This is a genomic window from Sphingopyxis sp. LC81 (genome assembly GCF_000756375.1).
Lineage (GTDB): Bacteria > Pseudomonadota > Alphaproteobacteria > Sphingomonadales > Sphingomonadaceae > Sphingopyxis.
In genome coordinates this window covers 1-17,320 of sequence record NZ_JNFD01000038.1, presented here as the reverse complement: position 1 = coordinate 17,320, position 17,320 = coordinate 1, and the positions used below count along the sequence as shown (strand labels likewise).

The window sequence follows — 17,320 nt, the reverse complement described above, 5'->3', positions numbered from 1 at the left end:
GGAGGGGCGGAATGCAGGGCGAAGCGATCGACCCGGAAGATGCGGCCGAAGAATATTATGTGGTTCCCGAAGAGGCGCTCCAGTTCCTTCCCGAGGAGTTGCGGACCCACTATCAGGCGATGGCCGACAATGGCCGCGCAATCCTGAAGTCGGTCGACAACGAGCTGGCGCAGCTGTCCCGGATTTCGGCCTCTTCGGTAGCCATGGTGGTCCTGAAACACATTCAGAAGCGCCTCGCCGCCTATGAGTTTGCCGCGGATATGGACGCGTTCCTGGAGCTCGACATGCTTACAACGGCATTCGTCGTGACCTACGTGCGCCTCCACCAGGGGGGAAGCGGCAGCGGCTTCTCGCGCGACGCGCTCCCGCCCCATCTTCGGGAAAGTCACGACCAGATTATCGAGCTCAGAAACAAGCGGTTTGCGCATAGCGCCGGTCACCATTCGGCATCGGACGCGCTCGAGATCGGCTTCGGTGACAATCGCTTTCACATCAAGCTCGGCTTTTCGCTCGGCTACTATATCGGAGGCGCGAACGAGTGGCACGAGCTGGTGAAGGTCCTCGATGCCTTGATCGCCGATCGGCTGGACAAGGTGGTGGAAAGACTAAGGGAGAAAACGGGTTACGAATGGGTGTTGCCCAAAGGCTCGGCGCTCGAATGAGCAGTCGGTGATTGCAGTCACACGCCTCGCGGAAGAGACCCGGATCGGATTATCCGACTAAAGAAGAGTGGCCGGCTTCGCGCCCGACGGCCAACCGAGCCAGGGTTCATCGGTCGGCTCGATCTCAATTAGTCCGCTCGGAAACACGCGATCCTGGAATGCGATTAGCTCATCAAAGCTACCGTGAAGCCAACGGTCATATTCGTCCTCGTGGAGGAGGACAGGCATCCGATTATGGACTGTCGCGGCGACTTCGTTCGCATCGGTCATAGCGCCCGAATATACTGGGCCCCATTCGGCACTGTCGCGCCACAAGCCGCCCCATGCAAAAATCGGACGGTCTTTCAAGCTCAGCCAGATTCGGGTCTTGCTTCCCTTTATCCCCGCGGGTTCCGCCCAGGCCGTTAGCGGAATCAGGCAGCGCCACTGCGGTTTACGGGCGAGACCCACCCACATTGGCTTGCGCAAATCCGCGATATTATTAACCGCCTTGGGCTTTGAACCGGGTTTCATCGAGGCTAGCTTCAACGGAAATCCCCAACCCATCGATTGAAGAATTCTGCGACCGTTTTCGACCCGGACCACCATGCCGGGCGCGCCGGGGTGAACCGTCGAGGGTGCATTCGTTGCAACGATGTCCGGAACGTCTACGCCAAAGTGTGCTGCGACTTCAGCGGCGCTGAGGCGCTCCGTATAGAGATTACACATGCTTGCGGCCCTTTCCGAGCTGGGAGCGGTGCATGGGAAGGTGCGTAGCGTCAAAGCGCTGGCGAGGGAACGCCAAAGGTGCTCGCGCTGTGGGCTAGCGTGGCACTTCAATAAGGCGCAACAAGCACGGCACCGGGCAGGGGATCGGCGTGACCCCAGAATTGAACAACGGCGCGTGCATAGCGCCGAAGTTCGTCCTGACCGATCCGCAGCTCCTCACTCGTCGGCACCGGCGCGGGGGCGATATCGCCATAATCGAAGGATATCCGAGTCCAGAGTTGCGGGGCCTTCGCGAGCAATTTCGTGCAGGCGCTGCCATCGCCATGCCTAGCGACATTGGCGGCGAGGTGCATTTCGTGGAGATCGCTTGCCACGCCGATCGCACCCACATCGATCGCAGCGATTTCCCGCGCTGCTCGTGACAGATCGGTTGCGCCAGAGAACTTCACGCCGTGCGCCCGAGCCCACCGCGCGAGCTGGCGTTCGAACAGCCCGTCGAGCGTGAGGACAAAGGCCTTGGCGGCCTCGTTGGCCGTGTAGTTATCGATTTGCGCGGCGCACCGATCAAGGAATTCATCCATATCTGACGCTTCGCCCACAACCAGCGTTTCGTGCGTCGGAAGGTCGCCAAGCGTCTTCAGGATGACGCGCTGATAAAAGCGGTCAACGTTCGCCTGGAACGTGCGCGGCAGCATGTCTCTATCGGCCATTGTCATGCTCATAGCGGCGAGAAGCCTCCTGCGCGAGCATCCAACGTGCCATACAATCCCCGTCTCATTGCAAAGCGAGTTGCGGCTCGGGTGGCCCTTTGCCGCTGTTCCAGCGATCATCGGTCGGCTCGACGATCATTCGTTCGGCGGCGAACGGCGGGCGGAACTGGAACCCAATTACTTCGCGAACGGAGCCACGAAACCACTGATCCCACTCGGCGCGCTCAAGGAGCACCGGCATCCGGTCGTTAGTCGGCATGACCGCCGCATTCGCACTCATCGTCATGCCGCCATAGACAGGCCCTTGGTCCGGGAGGTTCCGGCAGAAACCCGCCCACGACATGATCGGCTGATCCTTCACCGAAAACCAGGTCCGGGTCTTCGCGCCGGGGGTCCCGTCGGGATTTCCGAAATGGGTCAGCGCGATGAGACAGCGATAGCGCGGCTCCACCACCATCTCTTCCCACATCGGATTGGTGAGGTCAGCGACAAGCCCGATGCGCCCCGGCGGCTCGCCGCGCTCGCGCATTTCGCGGGTCAGGCGCGGAAAGCCCCAGGTGACGGGCCGCAGCAATCGGCGGCCGTCCTTCTCGAAAATGACGAGTCCGGTCAGTCCTTCCTTGATGTCCCCTTCGGGCGTCGTGAGGCCGGATGGCGGCTCGGCTTCGAAATAAGCCGCCACATCGCTCGCGCTCGCCGTGATGACATGAAGCCGCGACATGGCCTCAACTCACCACGGAATCTCGTTATCGGTGATCGGCTCCAGATCCGGTGTCTGGACCGCTGCCGATTCGCCCGAGTCGCGGTCTCGCATGGCGCTCTCCGCCGTGCCAACAGCCTCCGAAGGTGTCTCGCCCGACAGGCGAAGCTTGAGTGGCTTGCGCTTCTCCATCCCGATTTTCCTTGATCTTTCCTGTCTTTGGCTGGGTCGCCGCAGTCGCGGCGACTCCGGCCCGTTGACTCTCGGCCTTTATAGAACAAAAATAGAACACAACCAACCGCCAAAGCCATGGAGGCCCTTCATGACGGAGAGAGGGCCGCGCCCTCATCTGACGACGCTACGCGCCCGGATCGCCAGGATCGAGGGCGCCGAACGGCGCTCGTCTGGCACCTTGCCGTTCGGGCTCGACGCGATCGACAGGCGCTTGCCCGGTGGCGGGCTGGCGCTCGGCGCTCTCCATGAAGTCGCCGGCGGCGCGCAAGGCGCGACCGATGCGGCCGCCGCCGCCTTGTTCACCGCCGGCATTCTCGCGCGCGTCAAAGGCAAAATACTCTGGTGCATGACGCAGTCCGACCTGTTCGCGCCGGCGCTCGCGCTCGCGGGTCTCGATCCCGACCGGGTTATCTATGTCGAAGCCCGCGACGAGACTTCGCTCTTGAGTTGCTTCGAGGAGGGGCTTCGTCATGGCGGCCTCGGCGGAGTCGTCGCCGAAGCGGCCCGGCTTTCGATGACGGCGTCGCGCCGTCTGCAACTGGCGGCCGAAAGCACCGGCACCATCGGCATCGCCATCCGCCGCTGGCGCCGGACGGCCGAAGCCTCCGATTTTGGACAACCGACCGCGGCCGCGACCCGCTGGCGCGTGACCAGCGTGCCGACCGCGCCCCTCCCGGTTCCCGGGGTCGGGCGGCCGCGCTGGTTTGTCGAGCTCATCCGGTGCCGGGCTGGCGAGAGCGCCGATTTTCTCGTGGAAGGCTGCGATGCGACAGGTCATCTCGCTCTTCCTGCCGACCTGGCCGACCGATCGGCTGCGTCGCAGGCTTGGCTCCAGCGCGCCGCCTCCTGACGCGCCGTTGGTGCTGGCGGCGATGGAAGGGCAGCGCCGTCTCCTGACCGCGGCGAATGCGGCGGCGCGCGCAATCGGTCTTGTCCCCGGTATGACGGTCGCGCAGGCACAGGCGCTCGTTCCCGATCTCCAGATCCTCGATGCCGAACCGGACGCCGATCGCGCTGCGCTGGAGAAGCTCGCCTGCTGGTCGCTGCGTCGCTACGCGCCCACCATCTCACCCGATCCGCCCGATGGCCTCATGCTGGACATCACTGGCGCCGCGCACGCCTTTGGCGGACCTGAAGGCGTCCTTCGCGATCTCGTCCAACGCCTTGCGGAGGTGGGGACGGCCGCGCGCGCGGTTTGCGCGCCGACCTATGGCGCGGCGCACGCGCTTGCGCGCTATGGGGCCGATCCCGCGCGCGTCGTCGATCCGCTCGACCTTAAGGCGGCGATCGGCGCGCTCCCCATCGCGGCGCTGCGCCTCGACGTCAACATGGTGCTCACTCTCGGGCGCCTCGGCCTTGAGACGATCGCCGACCTCGAGGCGATGCCGCGCGCGTCGCTGGCCCTGCGCTTCGGGTCTGCGCCCGGCCAGCGCCTCGACCAGGCCTTCGGCCGCGCCGCCGAACCCTTCGAGCCGATCCAGCCGCCTGAGCCGATCACCGTCGAGCGGCGGTTCGCCGAGCCGATCGGCGCGCCCGAAACGCTCGCGCGCTACACGGGCAAGCTGGTCGACGAACTTGCCCGGCGTCTGGAGGAGGAAGGCGTCGGTGCGCGCCGGCTCGACCTCAGCTTCCACCGGGTCGATAACCGCATCGAGGCTATTCGGGCCGGACTTGCCAAGCCGAGCCGCGATCGCAGGCAGATGACACGGCTACTCTGCGCCCGGCTTGAGACCATCGATCCGGGTTTCGGTGTCGAGCGAATGCAGCTGACCGTCCCCGCGGCTGAACCGCTGACCTACCACATGGTTTCAAATCTCGGCGAGGCTCCCGTCCCCGACGTCGCGGCCCTCGTCGACCTGCTCGGGAACCGGATAGGGGAAGGGCGACTCTTCCGGGTCGCCGCGCGCGAGAGCGATATTCCCGAACGTTCGGTCGCCCGCATCGCGCCGATGTCCGAATCCACCGAGATCCGTTGGCCGGCGGCCTGGCCGCGCCCGACGCGGCTTTTCGCGCGCCCGGAGCCTGTCGATACCATGGCCCTGCTGCCCGACCATCCGCCCGTGCATTTTGTCTGGCGCGGCGTCCGGCGCCGGGTGACGCGCGCCGACGGTCCTGAGCGCATCTATGGCGAATGGCATTTGAGCGACGCCGAATTTCTCGGCGTTCGCGATTATTTCCAGGTCGAGGACGAAACCGGCGCGCGCTATTGGCTCTTCCGGAACGGCGACGGTATGGACAGCGCCACGGGGGGCCAGGGCTGGTTCCTTCATGGGCTGTTCGCATGAGATATGCCGAACTCCAATGCGCGTCGCATTTCTCGTTCCTGCGCGGGGCGTCGTCGCCCGACGAGCTGTTCGCCCAGGCCGAAGCCTGCGGTCTCGACGCGCTTGCGATCACCGACCGAAATACGCTCGCCGGCATCGTGCGCGCCCATGAAGCGGCCAAGCTCGCCAGGGTCCGGCTGATCGTCGGCTGCCGCCTCGACCTCTCCGAAGGCCAGTCGCTGCTCGTCTATCCGATGAACCGCGCCGGCTATGCCCGTCTTTGCCGACTCCTCAGCCGGGGAAAGACGCGGGGAGGGAAGGGCAAGTGTGTAATCGGGTGGGCGGATGTCGAGGCGTTCGCGGAAGACCTGCTCGCGATCTTCCTGCCCGAAGAGATGGCTGACACTGAAGCCGTGATGGGCCGTTTCGCGCGGATCTTCGAGGGGAGGGGCTATCTGGCCCTGACCCTGCGCCGCCGCCCGGGCGATCAGCTTCGACTCCATGATCTGACGAACCTCGCCGCCCGCCATGGGGTGCCGACGGTCGTCACGGGCGACGTCCTCTATCATCATCCGCATCGCCGCGTGCTCCAGGAGGTGATGACCTGCACCCGCCACCGCTGCACGATCGACGCGCTCGGCGCACGGCGCGAACGCTATGCCGACCGTTTCTTGATGCCCGCGGCCGAAATGCACCGGCTCTACCAGCGCTATCCCGGAGCGCTCGCGCGAACCCTCGACATCGCCGATCGCTGCCGCTTCTCGCTCGACGAGCTCAAATATCAATATCCCGAAGAAGCCGGCATCGAGGGCGTCACCGCCCAGCAGGCACTCGAACGCATGACATGGGAGGCGGCCGAAGACCGCTATCCCGAAGGCGTGCCCGACAAGGTTCGGCGGCTACTTGTCCACGAGCTCCGATTAATCGGTGAACTCGATTACGCACCCTATTTTCTGACGGTAAACTCGATCGTTCGCTTCGCGCGCAGCCGCGACATCCTCTGCCAGGGCCGGGGATCGGCGGCGAACAGCGCGGTCTGCTATGTCCTCGGCATCACCTCGATCGACCCCGAACGGTCCGACCTCCTCTTCGAGCGCTTCGTCAGCCAGGAGCGCAAGGAGCCGCCCGACATCGACGTCGACTTTGAGCATGCGCGGCGCGAGACCGTCATGCAGTGGGTGTTCGACACCTATGGCCGCGACCATGCCGCGCTCTGCTCCACGGTCATCCGCTATCGCACGAAGGGCGCCATCCGCGATGTCGGTAAAGCGCTCGGCCTGTCCGAGGATCTCATCAAGGCCTTGTCGAGTCAGGTCTGGGGGTGGAGCGACGAGGGCGTCGACGAGAAGCAGGCGGCCGAGCTCAATCTCAATCTGGGCGATCGCCGGCTGCGGCTCGCGCTCGATCTCGCGCGCCAGCTGATCGGCACACCACGCCATCTCTCGCAACATCCCGGCGGCTTCGTCCTGACCCATGACCGGCTCGACGAGCTCGTCCCCATCGAGCCCGCCGCCATGCCGGATCGCCAGGTGATCGAATGGGACAAGGACGATATCGACGCGCTCAAATTCATGAAGGTCGACTGCCTCGCGCTCGGCATGCTCACCGCGATGAAGTGCGGCTTTGATCTGCTCGCCGAGCATAAGGGCATCGCGATGGATCTCGCGTCGATTCCGCCCGAAGATCCGCGCACCTATGCGATGATCCGCGCGGCCGACACGCTGGGCGCCTTCCAGATCGAGAGCCGGGCGCAAATGGCGATGCTGCCGCATATCAAGCCGCGCACCTTCTATGATCTCGTCATCGAGGTCGCGATCGTGCGGCCCGGTCCGATCCAGGGCGACATGGTCCATCCCTATCTTCGCCGCCGCGCCGGCACCGAGAAGGTCGAATATCCGAAGCCCGAGCTGGAACGGATGCTCGGCAAGACGCTGGGTGTCCCCCTCTTCCAGGAACAGGCGATGCGCGTTGCGATCGAATGTGCCGGCTTCACGCCCTCTGAAGCCGATCAACTCCGCCGAGCCATGGCGACCTTCAAGCACACCGGCGGGGTCTCGAAGTTCAAGGAGAAGCTGATCACCGGCATGGTCGAGCGCGGCTACACCGCCGAATTCGCGGAGAAGACCTTCAGCCAGCTCGAGGGTTTCGGAAGCTACGGCTTTCCCGAAAGCCATGCGGCGAGCTTCGCCCTCATCGCCTATGCGTCCTGTTGGCTCAAATGCTGGCACCCGGAGATTTTTTGCGCCAGCCTCCTCAATGCGCAGCCGATGGGATTCTACGCCCCGGCGCAGATCGTCCAGGACGCGCGGGCGCACGGGGTCGAGATACGGCCGGTTTGCATCAATGCCTCGCGCTGGGACTGTACGCTCGAATCGATAGGCGAGGACCGTTTCGCGGTGCGCCTCGGCATGCGGATGGTGCGCGGCCTAAATGAACAGGACGCCGCGCGGGTCATCGCCGTGCGCGCTGACGAGCCCTTCGCGAGCATCGAGGAGCTATGGCGCCGCGCCGATGTCGGCATGGGTGCGTTCAACCGGCTGGCGGAAGCCGACGCTTTCCGCGCCGCGATGCGCCTTGCGCGCCGCGACGCGCTGTGGGCGATCAAGGCGCTGCGCGACGAGCAACTTCCCTTGTTCGCCGCAGCCGATGCTCGCGAGAATGGCTTCGTCCATGAAATCGTCGAGCAGCCGGTGCTGCTCAAGCCGATGCAGGAGGGCAGGGAGGTCGTTGAGGATTATGGCCATGTCGGCCTGACCCTCCGGCAACATCCGGTGGCATTTCTGCGGAGCGAGCTTGCCGCCCGCAAGATGGTTCCCTGCAGCACGCTCGATGGGATTCGCGATGGCCGCTATGTCTGGCTCGCCGGGCTAATCCTCGTCCGCCAGCGGCCCGGATCGGCGAAGGGCGTCATGTTCATCACCATCGAGGACGAGACGGGCATCGCCAATCTGATCGTCTGGCCTCGCATGTTCGAGGAAAACCGACGCGTCGTCATGGGGGCGCGGCTGCTCGGCATTTATGGGCAGGTCCAGCGCGAAGGTGAGGTCGTCCATGTCATCGTGAAGAAGCTCATGAACCTTTCGGACGTGCTCGACACACTCACCCAGCGCGACGCATCGTTCCGCCTGGCCCTGGGACGCGCCGACGGGGTAATGAGCGGCGGCGGACCCGATCCGCGAGCGGAGAAGGGGAGGGTGGAGATGCCCGCTCCCGAGCTCGTCAAGAGCCGTAACTTTCATTGAGCCGGCGGGCGTCGGCCAATTACTTATCGGTGGGCTCCACCACGTCGAGATAGAATGCCCCGCCTTTCCAGTCGCGCGTGACACCGGCTTCCTCGGCTTCCTCATATTTCGCCTTGCAGAAGCAGCGAACCTCACCGTCAACCTCGATCTTGACGGCAAGATCTTTTCCCTCCGGTTCGTCATCGCAAAGACCGATGACCCGGCGCTCCAGCATGATCGTGCCATCATCGAGACGGCTGCCGCGAATACGATGGGACGCTATCGGTGGAACTGGGCCGCGTCCGTACGTTGCTGTCTCCGGATAGAAGCCGATCACGATATCTGCGGTGAGCAGGTTGGCAGGCAGGCCGAACGATCGCCGGAGGATTCGCCGCGCGGTGATCTTGCCCCACTCGCTCAGGTCGCCGTACCGCTCAAAACCGTGACGCTGCCAGAAGGTCCACGAGCTTCGCGGCGAACATTCAATCGACAAGACATTCACATTGTCGTTCATTGCCCGCTGCAACGACGCCGCAAACAACGCGTCGCCGAGCCCCTGACGGCGGCAATCCTTGCGGACGCTAACAATGTCGGCCGCATAGTCGCCCACTTGCACGGCTACGGCTTCAACGCCGCGGCGAATGACCCAAAGGTCGCCATGCTCGAGGGCATTCTCGATGATCCGCCGATTGCACCAGAAGCCCTCGCCATCCTCCGCATACTCTCGTTCGAGCCAAGCGAGAACTGCGGCGAGATCGGCTGGCGTTGCCTTGACCACGTCCATGAATCAGGTATCCCACGGACCACCGGGATGCCAGCGCCCCTCAAAGCCCGCGCCGCTGGCGAGGGCTACTGCTGGCGGCATCACCAAATGCTCGATCTGCGCCTGAACATCCGGAAACGGATCTGGCGCGAGCGCTATCTCGGTGCGCCTGAGAAAGGCCGCCCACTGGCCTTGCCTCTCGTCGGCATAGGCCGCAGTGAGTGCGGCCGGAATCTGCGCCGGGACTTTCGTCTGGCGCCGCTCGAACGTCGCGGCAATCGCGCGCGCCAGCACCGTGCCGTCAAACTCGAAAGCATTCGCGATGACCCAGAGGTCATAGAAGTCCTTCAGGCGGGTGTTGATCATGTCGAGCGCTACCATCGCCTGGAATTTCTCCGCCACGACCGTTTCTGGCGGATAGGCGCGCAGTTCCGCCATCGGCTGGACGAGCATCGATGGATAGCGGATGTCGACCGGCGCTGGGGTAACTGCATCGCCAAAGCCGATGTCGATGTGCATCGGCAACCGCGCACCCGCGAGTTCGGCCAGAAAGTCGATCCGGACGCCCGCATATTCATCCTCCGCGCGCGCGGCAGCGGCCCTTAGCGTGTCCGGCTGGAATAGGATTCCATCATCCTCAACATCCACGGCGAAGATTTCCTGAAATATTGAGGCGAGCTTGTCTGGCGCGTTCTCGCCAGCGCCGAGCAGATCAAGATCGCCGGTCGCGCGATACGGCGCGTCGGCCCACAGGCTGAAAAGCATCGCACCCTTCAGGATGAAGCGGTCGCGGTGCTGAGAACGACTCAGCCGATAGAGCAGCCGCTCGATGGCATAGCGTGTCATCAGGAGCTGCGCATTTTCCCGCCGGCTGCGCGCCCGCGCGACGAGCCGGTCGCGGACCGAGATCGCGACATTCTTGGGTACTGCGCTCACACGATCGCCTCAAGATACGGCCGCATCACCGATTGAACGCGATCGAGCTGCGCATAGCGGTAAATCTGGTTGAGGTCGCGGCGGGAACGGATCTTCATGAAGTCGCGCAGCGCCTCGACCGCCACGTCGATACCGATCTTGTTCCGATGCTTGAAGCAGTCGGCGACCGTTTTTGCCGGGTCGGTGATCGGAACCGGCACACCATCGATCATGTGGGTCTCGACACCGGCAGTAAGCGCTTCACCGCTCGCGCGCACGATCTTGAGCGCGACCGATGCGTTCACGGGAGCCCAATCTTTCTGCCCTAGCATCATCCAGACCATATGTGGCGTCTGGGTAGTCAGCTCATGGAACTGCAGCGCCGAGAGGAGGCAGATGACGCCCCTCGGCTGGATCCGGGCAGCCTCTGCCAAGCTGGTGCCGCTATCAACCGGCGCGTCGGCGAGTTTATAAAGTCCACGCCCGATCTGCTGAAGAACCCCTTGGTCGCACAGCCGTTTCACGGTTGCGCGCGTGACACCAGCCGCGTCGAAATCGCGGCCGCGTGCGATGCCGCACTGACGTGCCACCTCAAGGGCCCGATCGCGGTGACTCACTGCTTCCATAGCAGTGATATAGTTCCTTGGTATTTATGCGCAATGACCAAGGATTTGTATCGCGGTTGCGAGTGCGATGCTATCGCTTCCGCATGATGGGCTCAGCTTCATTCTCGGAACGCCACGGCTATCACGGCGCCGATGTTGAAATCACTACCAGAGGAGATGCCCCGGAGGAGGTTCGAGCTGCTGTTCTGATGCACGGTTGTGCCGCTGGCATTGGACCAGGCGGCATGCGCGGCATGGCTGCTAGGCGCTGCTCAAGCGACCCGATTCCAATAATTGTTCGCCGGGCAATATCGAGCATGAGGTCCATCGGCTGATCGACGATGCGCCTTGGTACAAGGTCTACGACATCGCCGAGCGCATCCACGCCGAGCTTGCAAGCCAAGATTATACGGGCGCCAAACAGGTGCTTGCTCTTCATCGCACTGACGTTATTCCCTTCTGAGCCATGGAATGCTTCCGGATCGACGAAAGCGGCTACACCGGGTTCGATCTCCTGAACCGTGACCAGCGGTTCCAGGGTGCCGCCGCCATCGCAATCGAAGATGAGGAGGCCGCCCGGCTGATCAGGGAATATTTCCCGCGATTACAGGCTGGCGAGCTGAAATATCGCGCACTTTCGCGCCGTGCCGGCAACCATCCACGCCTGCTTGCGCTCCTCGCCGAGCTGCTGCGCACATATAAATCTGTGACCTATGTCTGCGACAAGCGGTTCCTGCTGATCCTCATGTTCTGCGACTATGCCGTCGAGCCATGGTATTATGAGCGGGGCTGCAATTTCTATGAAGACGGCCAGAATTATGGGATGGCCTCGCTGCTGGCGACGGCAGGTCCCACGCTGCTCGGCAAGCCGGAGTTCGAAGCGATGCTCGCCGCATTCCAGCGAGCCACGAAGGAAAAGACGCGTGCGGCTCTTACGGACCTTGTCCAAGCAGCGCGCAAGACGAAGTGGCAGGAATTTTCCGAAGCCATCGGTCCGCTCGCCCAATATGCCGCCCCGGAATGCCTGTCGGCGATCGCGACCGAAGGTGTAACGACCGATGCGGCATTGGTTGTCCTGCAATCGCTCATCACCCGCATGGAGGTGATGAGCGATGGTCCCTATCGCGTCGAGCATGATCAGTCGAAGAATCTCGCAACCTATCATGATCTCCTGTGCAGCTTCATTGACCATGAGGGCGAGATCGAGCTTCGCCAATCCGAGATCGCCAGCTTCAAATTCCCGCTGAAGCTGACAGAAGTCGTCCAGGTCGACTCAAAGACGAGCCCGGCCGTCCAATTGGCAGATGTCATGATCGGTGCGGCACTCGAGGCGGCCAATGTCATGACAGGCTTGCGAAGCGAGGGCTTGGACCCGGAGAAGCTGATGCCGCTCTATGCCGAGGATCAATTCATTCACCTGATTCCAAGCGTCGACTTCGCGGCGCAGAAACAGTTTCGGCGTGGCACCCAAGCGGCCCAAGTGATCGACTATTTTGCCGCGAATTTCGCGCCAAAAAAGTGAGGCCTTAAGGCGGTCTGGTGGGAAGAGCGAACTCGATGAATCCCCTCTCGCAGGCGCAAGCGACATTACGCCGATCTAGCAACGCACCGTGACTTGTTGGCCACCACGCGCTGCAGGTGATCCTGATCTTCTACTATGCTGAGGACCGGAGAGCGAATAATAAACGGGGTCTCGACATCGACATGCTGGCTTCGTGATCGGAAGGTCCACATGCTCCGTCACGGAGTCTGAACCAAATTGACGCGGCCGTGCAGGCGGCTCGAAACCCTGCCAGGTCAAAGGGGCGGCTCACAACCGGGTCGTGCATCTCCAGAGGGCGACGGTGCGGTATAAGCAAGTGTCCATCTCGGACATGTCAGCCAAATTCATCATGCACTTGTCCCCACGCGACTTGACCTTCCGCTTGCCGTTGCTGCGCCTGCAGCCACTGCCAGGCACGAGCGATGCAGTTGTTTCTCAACAATGCGGCGGTCCATTTCCCTTTCTCGTTGTCGATGAGCGCCAACTCAATCCGAGCCTTGGCGGTCGGGTGCCCGCCCGTGACCTCGACAGTCAGGATGTAGGTCTTGTCGAGGAGGAAGGTTGCATCCCCTGCGGGATGCGTCACGCACCATTCCAACGCGCCATCGCTTGCCAGCGACGCGATTTCAAATTTATCGGTAGCACCGGCAGCCAGCACGAAATCAACTGATAGAGGCGCTTGGGTCTGCGACCGGTGTGCTTCGAGGGCACTTTTTGTCGAAAGTTCGAAAGGCGGAAGCGCTTGGGCCGGGAATGCCGGGACCTCAGGTTCGACCCGCGTCAAGTGTGTCTGGACGCCCTCGATCTTTGTGCGCGACCGGTTCTTCACGGCCAGCCAAAGGGCGCTGCTGCCCTGACTGGGGGTGTCGATGGCCACTTCGAGCGCTCTGATCATTAATGGCGAGCGGAGGCCTATATAGGCAGCGATGCCGCCGACCGCGATCAGCGCCATAATGATCCAGCCTGCGTGATCGACGAGTCCGGAAGCAATGTGCAGAGGCGGGCTATCCCCGCCTGCCCGCCTTAACCACTCGGCCAAGTTTTGATCAGCGTCCCGCAGGAACGCGGCGGGCGACGTGCGTGCCAACCAGATTAGGCCTGAGAGCGCCGCTGACAGCCCGACGCAAGCCGCTGAAATATATTTCCACACCGGATTCCCCCTTTGATCAAGTGAAACTAAGTTCCGCGCGTCGCGCAACAATTTCTGCCCGCGCGACCATCGATCAAGCGGGCTCGCGGAAAGGGGCGGGTGAAGGGGAGCCGATGCCCGGGATTACAGGATCAACCCCAAGCATTGGCCTGTTCATGCTTTACCGAGCAACTGCAACGTCATCGGGTCGCGCGCACCGCTAAACCAACGATCAAGCGCAGCGCTGAATAGCGGATGTGGATAGGCTAGCTCGAACAGGGTGAGCGATGAGCGAAGCTTCTTGGCGTCAATCTCTCCGAAGACTGCATCCGCATCGCTGGTATTGAGGTCCTGCAGAGCCGTCACGCATTCCAGATAACGTGGCCCTAGAATCGGATGGTCCAGATAGGCCTGAGCTTCCCTCACCGAGTGAATCGCAAATTGCTGCGCTGTCGAGCTGCGGCCTAGCTTCGCAAGCTGAGGAAATATCCACCACATCCAATGGGTCCGCTTCGCACCTCGCCGTATTTCGGCGAGCGCAGGAGCATAGGCGAGCCCCTGAACCTCCACAAAGCGATCGAGCGAAAATTCGTCAGTCATGCAGGCCCCAATGCGCCCTGCCTGGGACTCATCGGATGAGCCAGGCTCCCAAGGATTTCAGCGTCCATATGGACGCGAAGGAGGGGAGAGGGAAGCGAAAGGCGGGGTCAGTGGAATGTCGAGCGAGTTTGAGCCCGGCGTTCCGGTGACCGCGCGTCATATCCCAGGCTGACCCGTACAGCTTTGCCAACGGTCTGTCGTTCCGAAGGGCCCATATCATGATCACCCGCCAAATAATCGAGCTTCTCCAGCAACTCCTCCATTCTCTGCAAAACGGCGAACTCGTCGGGATGGGATTCCAGCGCCGGGCACGAAGGCGAGAACTCGCCGCACGCGTGACAGAGGAACTAAAGCGCCTGACGGCACCCGCGCATCCAGCAATACGGGAAGCTCGGGAACGATGGGCGACGACATCGTTCCTCCGAATTGATCAGGATGAGCGGGTAATCGAGGTCAACCCGGACGGAACGACTTGGGTTCGTGCCTGGGTGAAAATTTCGACTGTATTTCCCGCCCGAGCAGATACGCGGGATCGTCGAAGCTTCGAAGCTGCGGTAGCTGACATGCCGGAGGAGATGCGTCAGATATTTCTCGCCCATGCGCTGGACGGGCTTCCATATGAAGCAATCGCCGAGCAGCTGCATGTAGATGTTGCGCAAGTGCAATTGCAGATAGGACTCGCGCTGGCCCGACTGGACGAGGCGGTCGCGCAAGCCAGGGAAATGCCCGAATAGAAATTGGTCGGAGAGTGCAGTTCAACGGAGGAAATTGCTCCAGAATTGAGGACTGTTTCTTTTGACCTCGCGGCTTCCGCTGATTTATTCGGAGAAGAGCGGTCAACATACCATGAGAAGAATCGCGAAACTGAATAGGATGCCTGTCCAACCCGCCTCCTTTCGCGCTCGCATCGAGTTTTCAAACGATCGTCTCGGCAAGATTGCGTTTCCGCGATGATGCTTTCCAGCCCTGCCACATCGTCTCGCGTATACGCGCTCCTGAAGGACGATATCCTTCGTGGCCGCTTCGCGCCGCGAACCACGCTGATCGAGCGATCGCTGGCCGATGACTATGGTACGAGCGTAACGCCGATCCGGAATGCCGCTTCCCAGCTTGTTGGCGAGCGCCTGCTCTCACTGCACGCCGGGGGCGGCTACGAAATACCAAATGTCGGTGTGGCCGAACTGCGGGACCTGTACTTTTGGCATGGCCAGCTCGTTCGCAGCGCCCTGAATCCGAAACGCATCGATGCCAAACCAGCCGTGCATTTGATCATCGATCCTCTTCCGGAGCTGACGACGCCGATCAGCATTGCGACGGCCACGGCTCGATTGTTTTCAGCAATCGCGGCCGTTTCTTCAAGTAGCGAACTTGCGTGCGCCGTCGCCTCAGCTGGGGAGCGACTCAGCGTAGCGAGGTTGAGGGAGCCCGCGGTTCTCAACGGCGTGGCGGACGAGCTTAGGGCGGTGCAGGCCTTGACCGTACGGGGTCGATGGTCAGACCTCGTACGGTCGATTTGGGCCTATCATCGCCGGCGTCAGCGACGCGTAATTGAAATTGCCGCGGCCGTCGGGAGTCCTCACTGCGACGATCTTTCGTGTTGATTTCGCAATAATAATGAAGCCGCGCCTGTGAGCAGTTCCACGTAATCCGAGCGGGCCGCCCGAAAGCGCTTCCATATCCGGGGCCTTATCGCGTCGCTGATCAGGGAGCGCCTCACTAACATTCGTAATGCTGCGCTCCGCAGCGATCGAAAGCGAATGGAGAGAATCTCATGAACCACGAACAGAATGATGGTCTCATCGATCTCGGCGCCGTCACCGAGGAAACCAAGGGGCCCGGCCCGCAGGGCTTCGATACCCTCGGTCCGCAGCAATTGCGCGGCGGCATTTCCGACGAGTGAGCAAACCGGACACGCGCGCGCCTGTCGCGCGCGTGTCCTATCTCTGTGAGATGGACTATGGGTTTCGCACTTCGCGATGGACTGAGCTTCTGCGCTGCCGGCGACCGGGTGGTGTTTCTTGACCTCGCCGATAACCGGTACTTTGCATTGCGAACCCCTCAAGCAGAAGCTTTTCGCCGCTGGGCGCTCGGAAATTTGCCGACCGATGGGGACCCGAGCCAACTGCTGTGGCTAGAACGCAACAATATCCTCACGCGACAGCCGCAAAACTCGCGGCCTGCTTCACAGTCCATGCCCGATGTTCAGGTCCCGCGCTCCAAAATCGATGTAAGCAAACTTCGTCCGATGATAGCGCCCATAGTGCATGCGATCGTCGCCCGCTTCATCTGGTCTCGGAGAGTAAAGAGGTGGCCGCTGAGCCGATTGCTCGACGTGCTTGGGCCGTCGGCCACTTCGGCTACGTTGAACGATTCGCCTCGCAACGAGGCGGCGTTGAAGCAAATGGTCCGAGCGTTCAGAATTTCTGATTTAGTTCTAGGCAGCCATGATCAATGCTTGGTGCGTTCGTTGGCGCTGGTGGCGACCTGTCGCAAGCGGGGCCTGCACTGCAAATTGGTCATTGGAGTTCAGCCGAACCCATTTGCTGCACATTGCTGGGCACAGAATGAATCAAGCGTCTTGAATGAGACGCCGGATCGCGCCCTAATGTTCACGCCAATTTTGGTGGCATGATGAGCTTGAGATACTTGCTTCTTGTCTCAGACGGCCATCGCATCGGCGACGGCCTTGTCCAGCGAGTAAAGCAAAGCAGTGAGCTGGGCATTGAATACGAGCATAACCGGTTCGTGCTGTTTGCGAACGTCTCCAGCGACGTCCTGATATCGCCCGACGGTAACAGCATTGTTGTCGGAAAGTTATTTCATCGTCACGGTAATCCCGCACAGGTCCGGCAGCTTGAAAACGGAGATTCGTCGCTCGTTCTCAAAACTGAAGGCCGCCACCTGATTGAACGGTTCTGGGGAAGCTACGTGGCGGCAGTCAGCGCTGCGGGTAAATGCCACGTTTTGCGCGATCCATCCGGAGGCGCACCCTGCTATTACGGGAGGGGCGGCCATCTAACTGCCTTTGCTTCAGAAGCGGCCCTCTTGGTGGATACTGGCTTTGTCTCCCCTTCGGTTGACTGGGAGGTCGTGGGCAGAGCGCTCTTCCGGCCCCACCTGCCGCTTGGTCAAACGGCAGTCTCAGAGCCTGCCCCAAAAGTTGTTGAGCAATACCAGTATGTTGTGATTCAGTCCGTCCTGCGAGAGATGGAGTGATCAATGACATGGACTGGTATTGCCCGGCAGGAGCATAGCCGGAAAGGATT

Annotated in this window: 19 protein-coding genes; 10 read left to right on the top strand and 9 right to left on the bottom strand. The window is 62.0% G+C overall.

Annotated features, from left to right (window positions below):
- Positions 1-11 precede the first annotated feature (11 nt).
- Complete coding sequence (locus tag FG91_RS17890; RefSeq protein ID WP_037517728.1) at positions 12-662, top strand: hypothetical protein; 651 nt, start codon at positions 12-14, stop codon at positions 660-662.
- 57 nt (positions 663-719) lie between these two features.
- Here FG91_RS17890 and FG91_RS17885 read toward each other — a convergent pair whose 3' ends face one another.
- From FG91_RS17885 to FG91_RS22090, 4 genes are all read right to left on the bottom strand, one after another.
- Positions 720-1,370, bottom strand: a complete 651-nt coding sequence (locus FG91_RS17885) for an SOS response-associated peptidase family protein (RefSeq protein ID WP_052187857.1) — start codon at positions 1,368-1,370, stop codon at positions 720-722.
- A gap of 107 nt (positions 1,371-1,477) precedes the next feature.
- A complete protein-coding gene (locus tag FG91_RS17880) occupies positions 1,478-2,065 on the bottom strand; it encodes a hypothetical protein (RefSeq protein ID WP_081940665.1) in 588 nt (195 codons plus the stop codon).
- A 79-nt stretch (positions 2,066-2,144) separates the two neighbouring features.
- Positions 2,145-2,801: an SOS response-associated peptidase family protein gene (locus tag FG91_RS17875; protein WP_037517722.1), complete on the bottom strand. Its 657-nt coding sequence runs from the start codon at positions 2,799-2,801 to the stop codon at positions 2,145-2,147.
- Positions 2,802-2,810: 9 nt separating this feature from the next.
- Complete coding sequence (locus FG91_RS22090) at positions 2,811-2,972, bottom strand: hypothetical protein (protein ID WP_161785676.1); 162 nt, start codon at positions 2,970-2,972, stop codon at positions 2,811-2,813.
- Positions 2,973-3,102: 130 nt separating this feature from the next.
- Between FG91_RS22090 and FG91_RS17870 the strand changes: the two genes are divergently transcribed.
- From FG91_RS17870 to FG91_RS17860, 3 genes are read left to right on the top strand one after another with little or no spacing between them, the layout of a single operon-like run.
- Positions 3,103-3,864: an ImuA family protein gene (locus FG91_RS17870; protein ID WP_037517719.1), complete on the top strand. Its 762-nt coding sequence runs from the start codon at positions 3,103-3,105 to the stop codon at positions 3,862-3,864.
- Complete coding sequence (locus FG91_RS17865) at positions 3,779-5,299, top strand: Y-family DNA polymerase (protein WP_037517717.1); 1,521 nt, start codon at positions 3,779-3,781, stop codon at positions 5,297-5,299. The genes FG91_RS17870 and FG91_RS17865 overlap by 86 nt, the downstream gene beginning before the upstream one ends.
- Entirely contained in the window at positions 5,296-8,520 is a 3,225-nt protein-coding gene (locus tag FG91_RS17860) for an error-prone DNA polymerase (RefSeq protein ID WP_037517714.1), read from the top strand. Before FG91_RS17865 ends, FG91_RS17860 begins: the two co-directional genes overlap by 4 nt.
- A gap of 19 nt (positions 8,521-8,539) precedes the next feature.
- Here the strand turns inward: FG91_RS17860 and FG91_RS17855 are convergent, their stop codons facing one another.
- Genes FG91_RS17855 through FG91_RS17845 form a run of 3 tightly spaced genes read right to left on the bottom strand, consistent with a single transcriptional unit; the run spans position 8,540 to position 10,803 of the window.
- Positions 8,540-9,283 carry a GNAT family N-acetyltransferase gene (locus FG91_RS17855; RefSeq protein WP_037517712.1) on the bottom strand — a complete coding sequence of 248 codons (744 nt, stop codon included), beginning with the start codon at positions 9,281-9,283 and terminating at the stop codon, positions 8,540-8,542.
- A gap of 3 nt (positions 9,284-9,286) precedes the next feature.
- Positions 9,287-10,198, bottom strand: a complete 912-nt coding sequence (locus FG91_RS17850; protein ID WP_037517710.1) for a nucleotidyl transferase AbiEii/AbiGii toxin family protein — start codon at positions 10,196-10,198, stop codon at positions 9,287-9,289.
- A complete protein-coding gene (locus FG91_RS17845; RefSeq protein WP_037517707.1) occupies positions 10,195-10,803 on the bottom strand; it encodes a type IV toxin-antitoxin system AbiEi family antitoxin domain-containing protein in 609 nt (202 codons plus the stop codon). The genes FG91_RS17850 and FG91_RS17845 overlap by 4 nt, the downstream gene beginning before the upstream one ends.
- A 445-nt stretch (positions 10,804-11,248) precedes the next feature.
- Here FG91_RS17845 and FG91_RS17840 point away from each other — a divergent pair, with 445 nt between their 5' ends.
- A complete protein-coding gene (locus FG91_RS17840; protein ID WP_037517704.1) occupies positions 11,249-12,304 on the top strand; it encodes a DUF3800 domain-containing protein in 1,056 nt (351 codons plus the stop codon).
- A gap of 355 nt (positions 12,305-12,659) precedes the next feature.
- Here the strand turns inward: FG91_RS17840 and FG91_RS17835 are convergent, their stop codons facing one another.
- Positions 12,660-13,475 carry a hypothetical protein gene (locus FG91_RS17835; RefSeq protein WP_152568172.1) on the bottom strand — a complete coding sequence of 272 codons (816 nt, stop codon included), beginning with the start codon at positions 13,473-13,475 and terminating at the stop codon, positions 12,660-12,662.
- A gap of 153 nt (positions 13,476-13,628) precedes the next feature.
- Entirely contained in the window at positions 13,629-14,054 is a 426-nt protein-coding gene (locus tag FG91_RS17830) for a DUF1810 domain-containing protein (RefSeq protein WP_037517699.1), read from the bottom strand.
- A gap of 218 nt (positions 14,055-14,272) precedes the next feature.
- Between FG91_RS17830 and FG91_RS17825 the strand changes: the two genes are divergently transcribed.
- The 5 genes from FG91_RS17825 to FG91_RS17815 all read left to right on the top strand — a co-directional run bounded on the left by FG91_RS17825 (position 14,273) and on the right by FG91_RS17815 (position 17,270).
- On the top strand, positions 14,273-14,788 hold the full coding sequence (locus tag FG91_RS17825) for a sigma factor-like helix-turn-helix DNA-binding protein (RefSeq protein WP_052187855.1): 516 nt from the start codon (positions 14,273-14,275) through the stop codon (positions 14,786-14,788).
- Positions 14,789-15,004: 216 nt separating this feature from the next.
- Positions 15,005-15,655, top strand: coding sequence for a GntR family transcriptional regulator (locus FG91_RS17820; protein ID WP_052187853.1), 651 nt, complete (start codon positions 15,005-15,007; stop codon positions 15,653-15,655).
- Positions 15,656-15,825: 170 nt separating this feature from the next.
- On the top strand, positions 15,826-15,954 hold the full coding sequence (locus tag FG91_RS21880; protein WP_152568171.1) for a benenodin family lasso peptide: 129 nt from the start codon (positions 15,826-15,828) through the stop codon (positions 15,952-15,954).
- Positions 15,955-16,011: 57 nt separating this feature from the next.
- Complete coding sequence (locus FG91_RS21540; protein WP_081940664.1) at positions 16,012-16,686, top strand: lasso peptide biosynthesis B2 protein; 675 nt, start codon at positions 16,012-16,014, stop codon at positions 16,684-16,686.
- A 14-nt stretch (positions 16,687-16,700) separates the two neighbouring features.
- Positions 16,701-17,270, top strand: a complete 570-nt coding sequence (locus tag FG91_RS17815; RefSeq protein ID WP_152568170.1) for a hypothetical protein — start codon at positions 16,701-16,703, stop codon at positions 17,268-17,270.
- Positions 17,271-17,320: the final 50 nt, after the last annotated feature.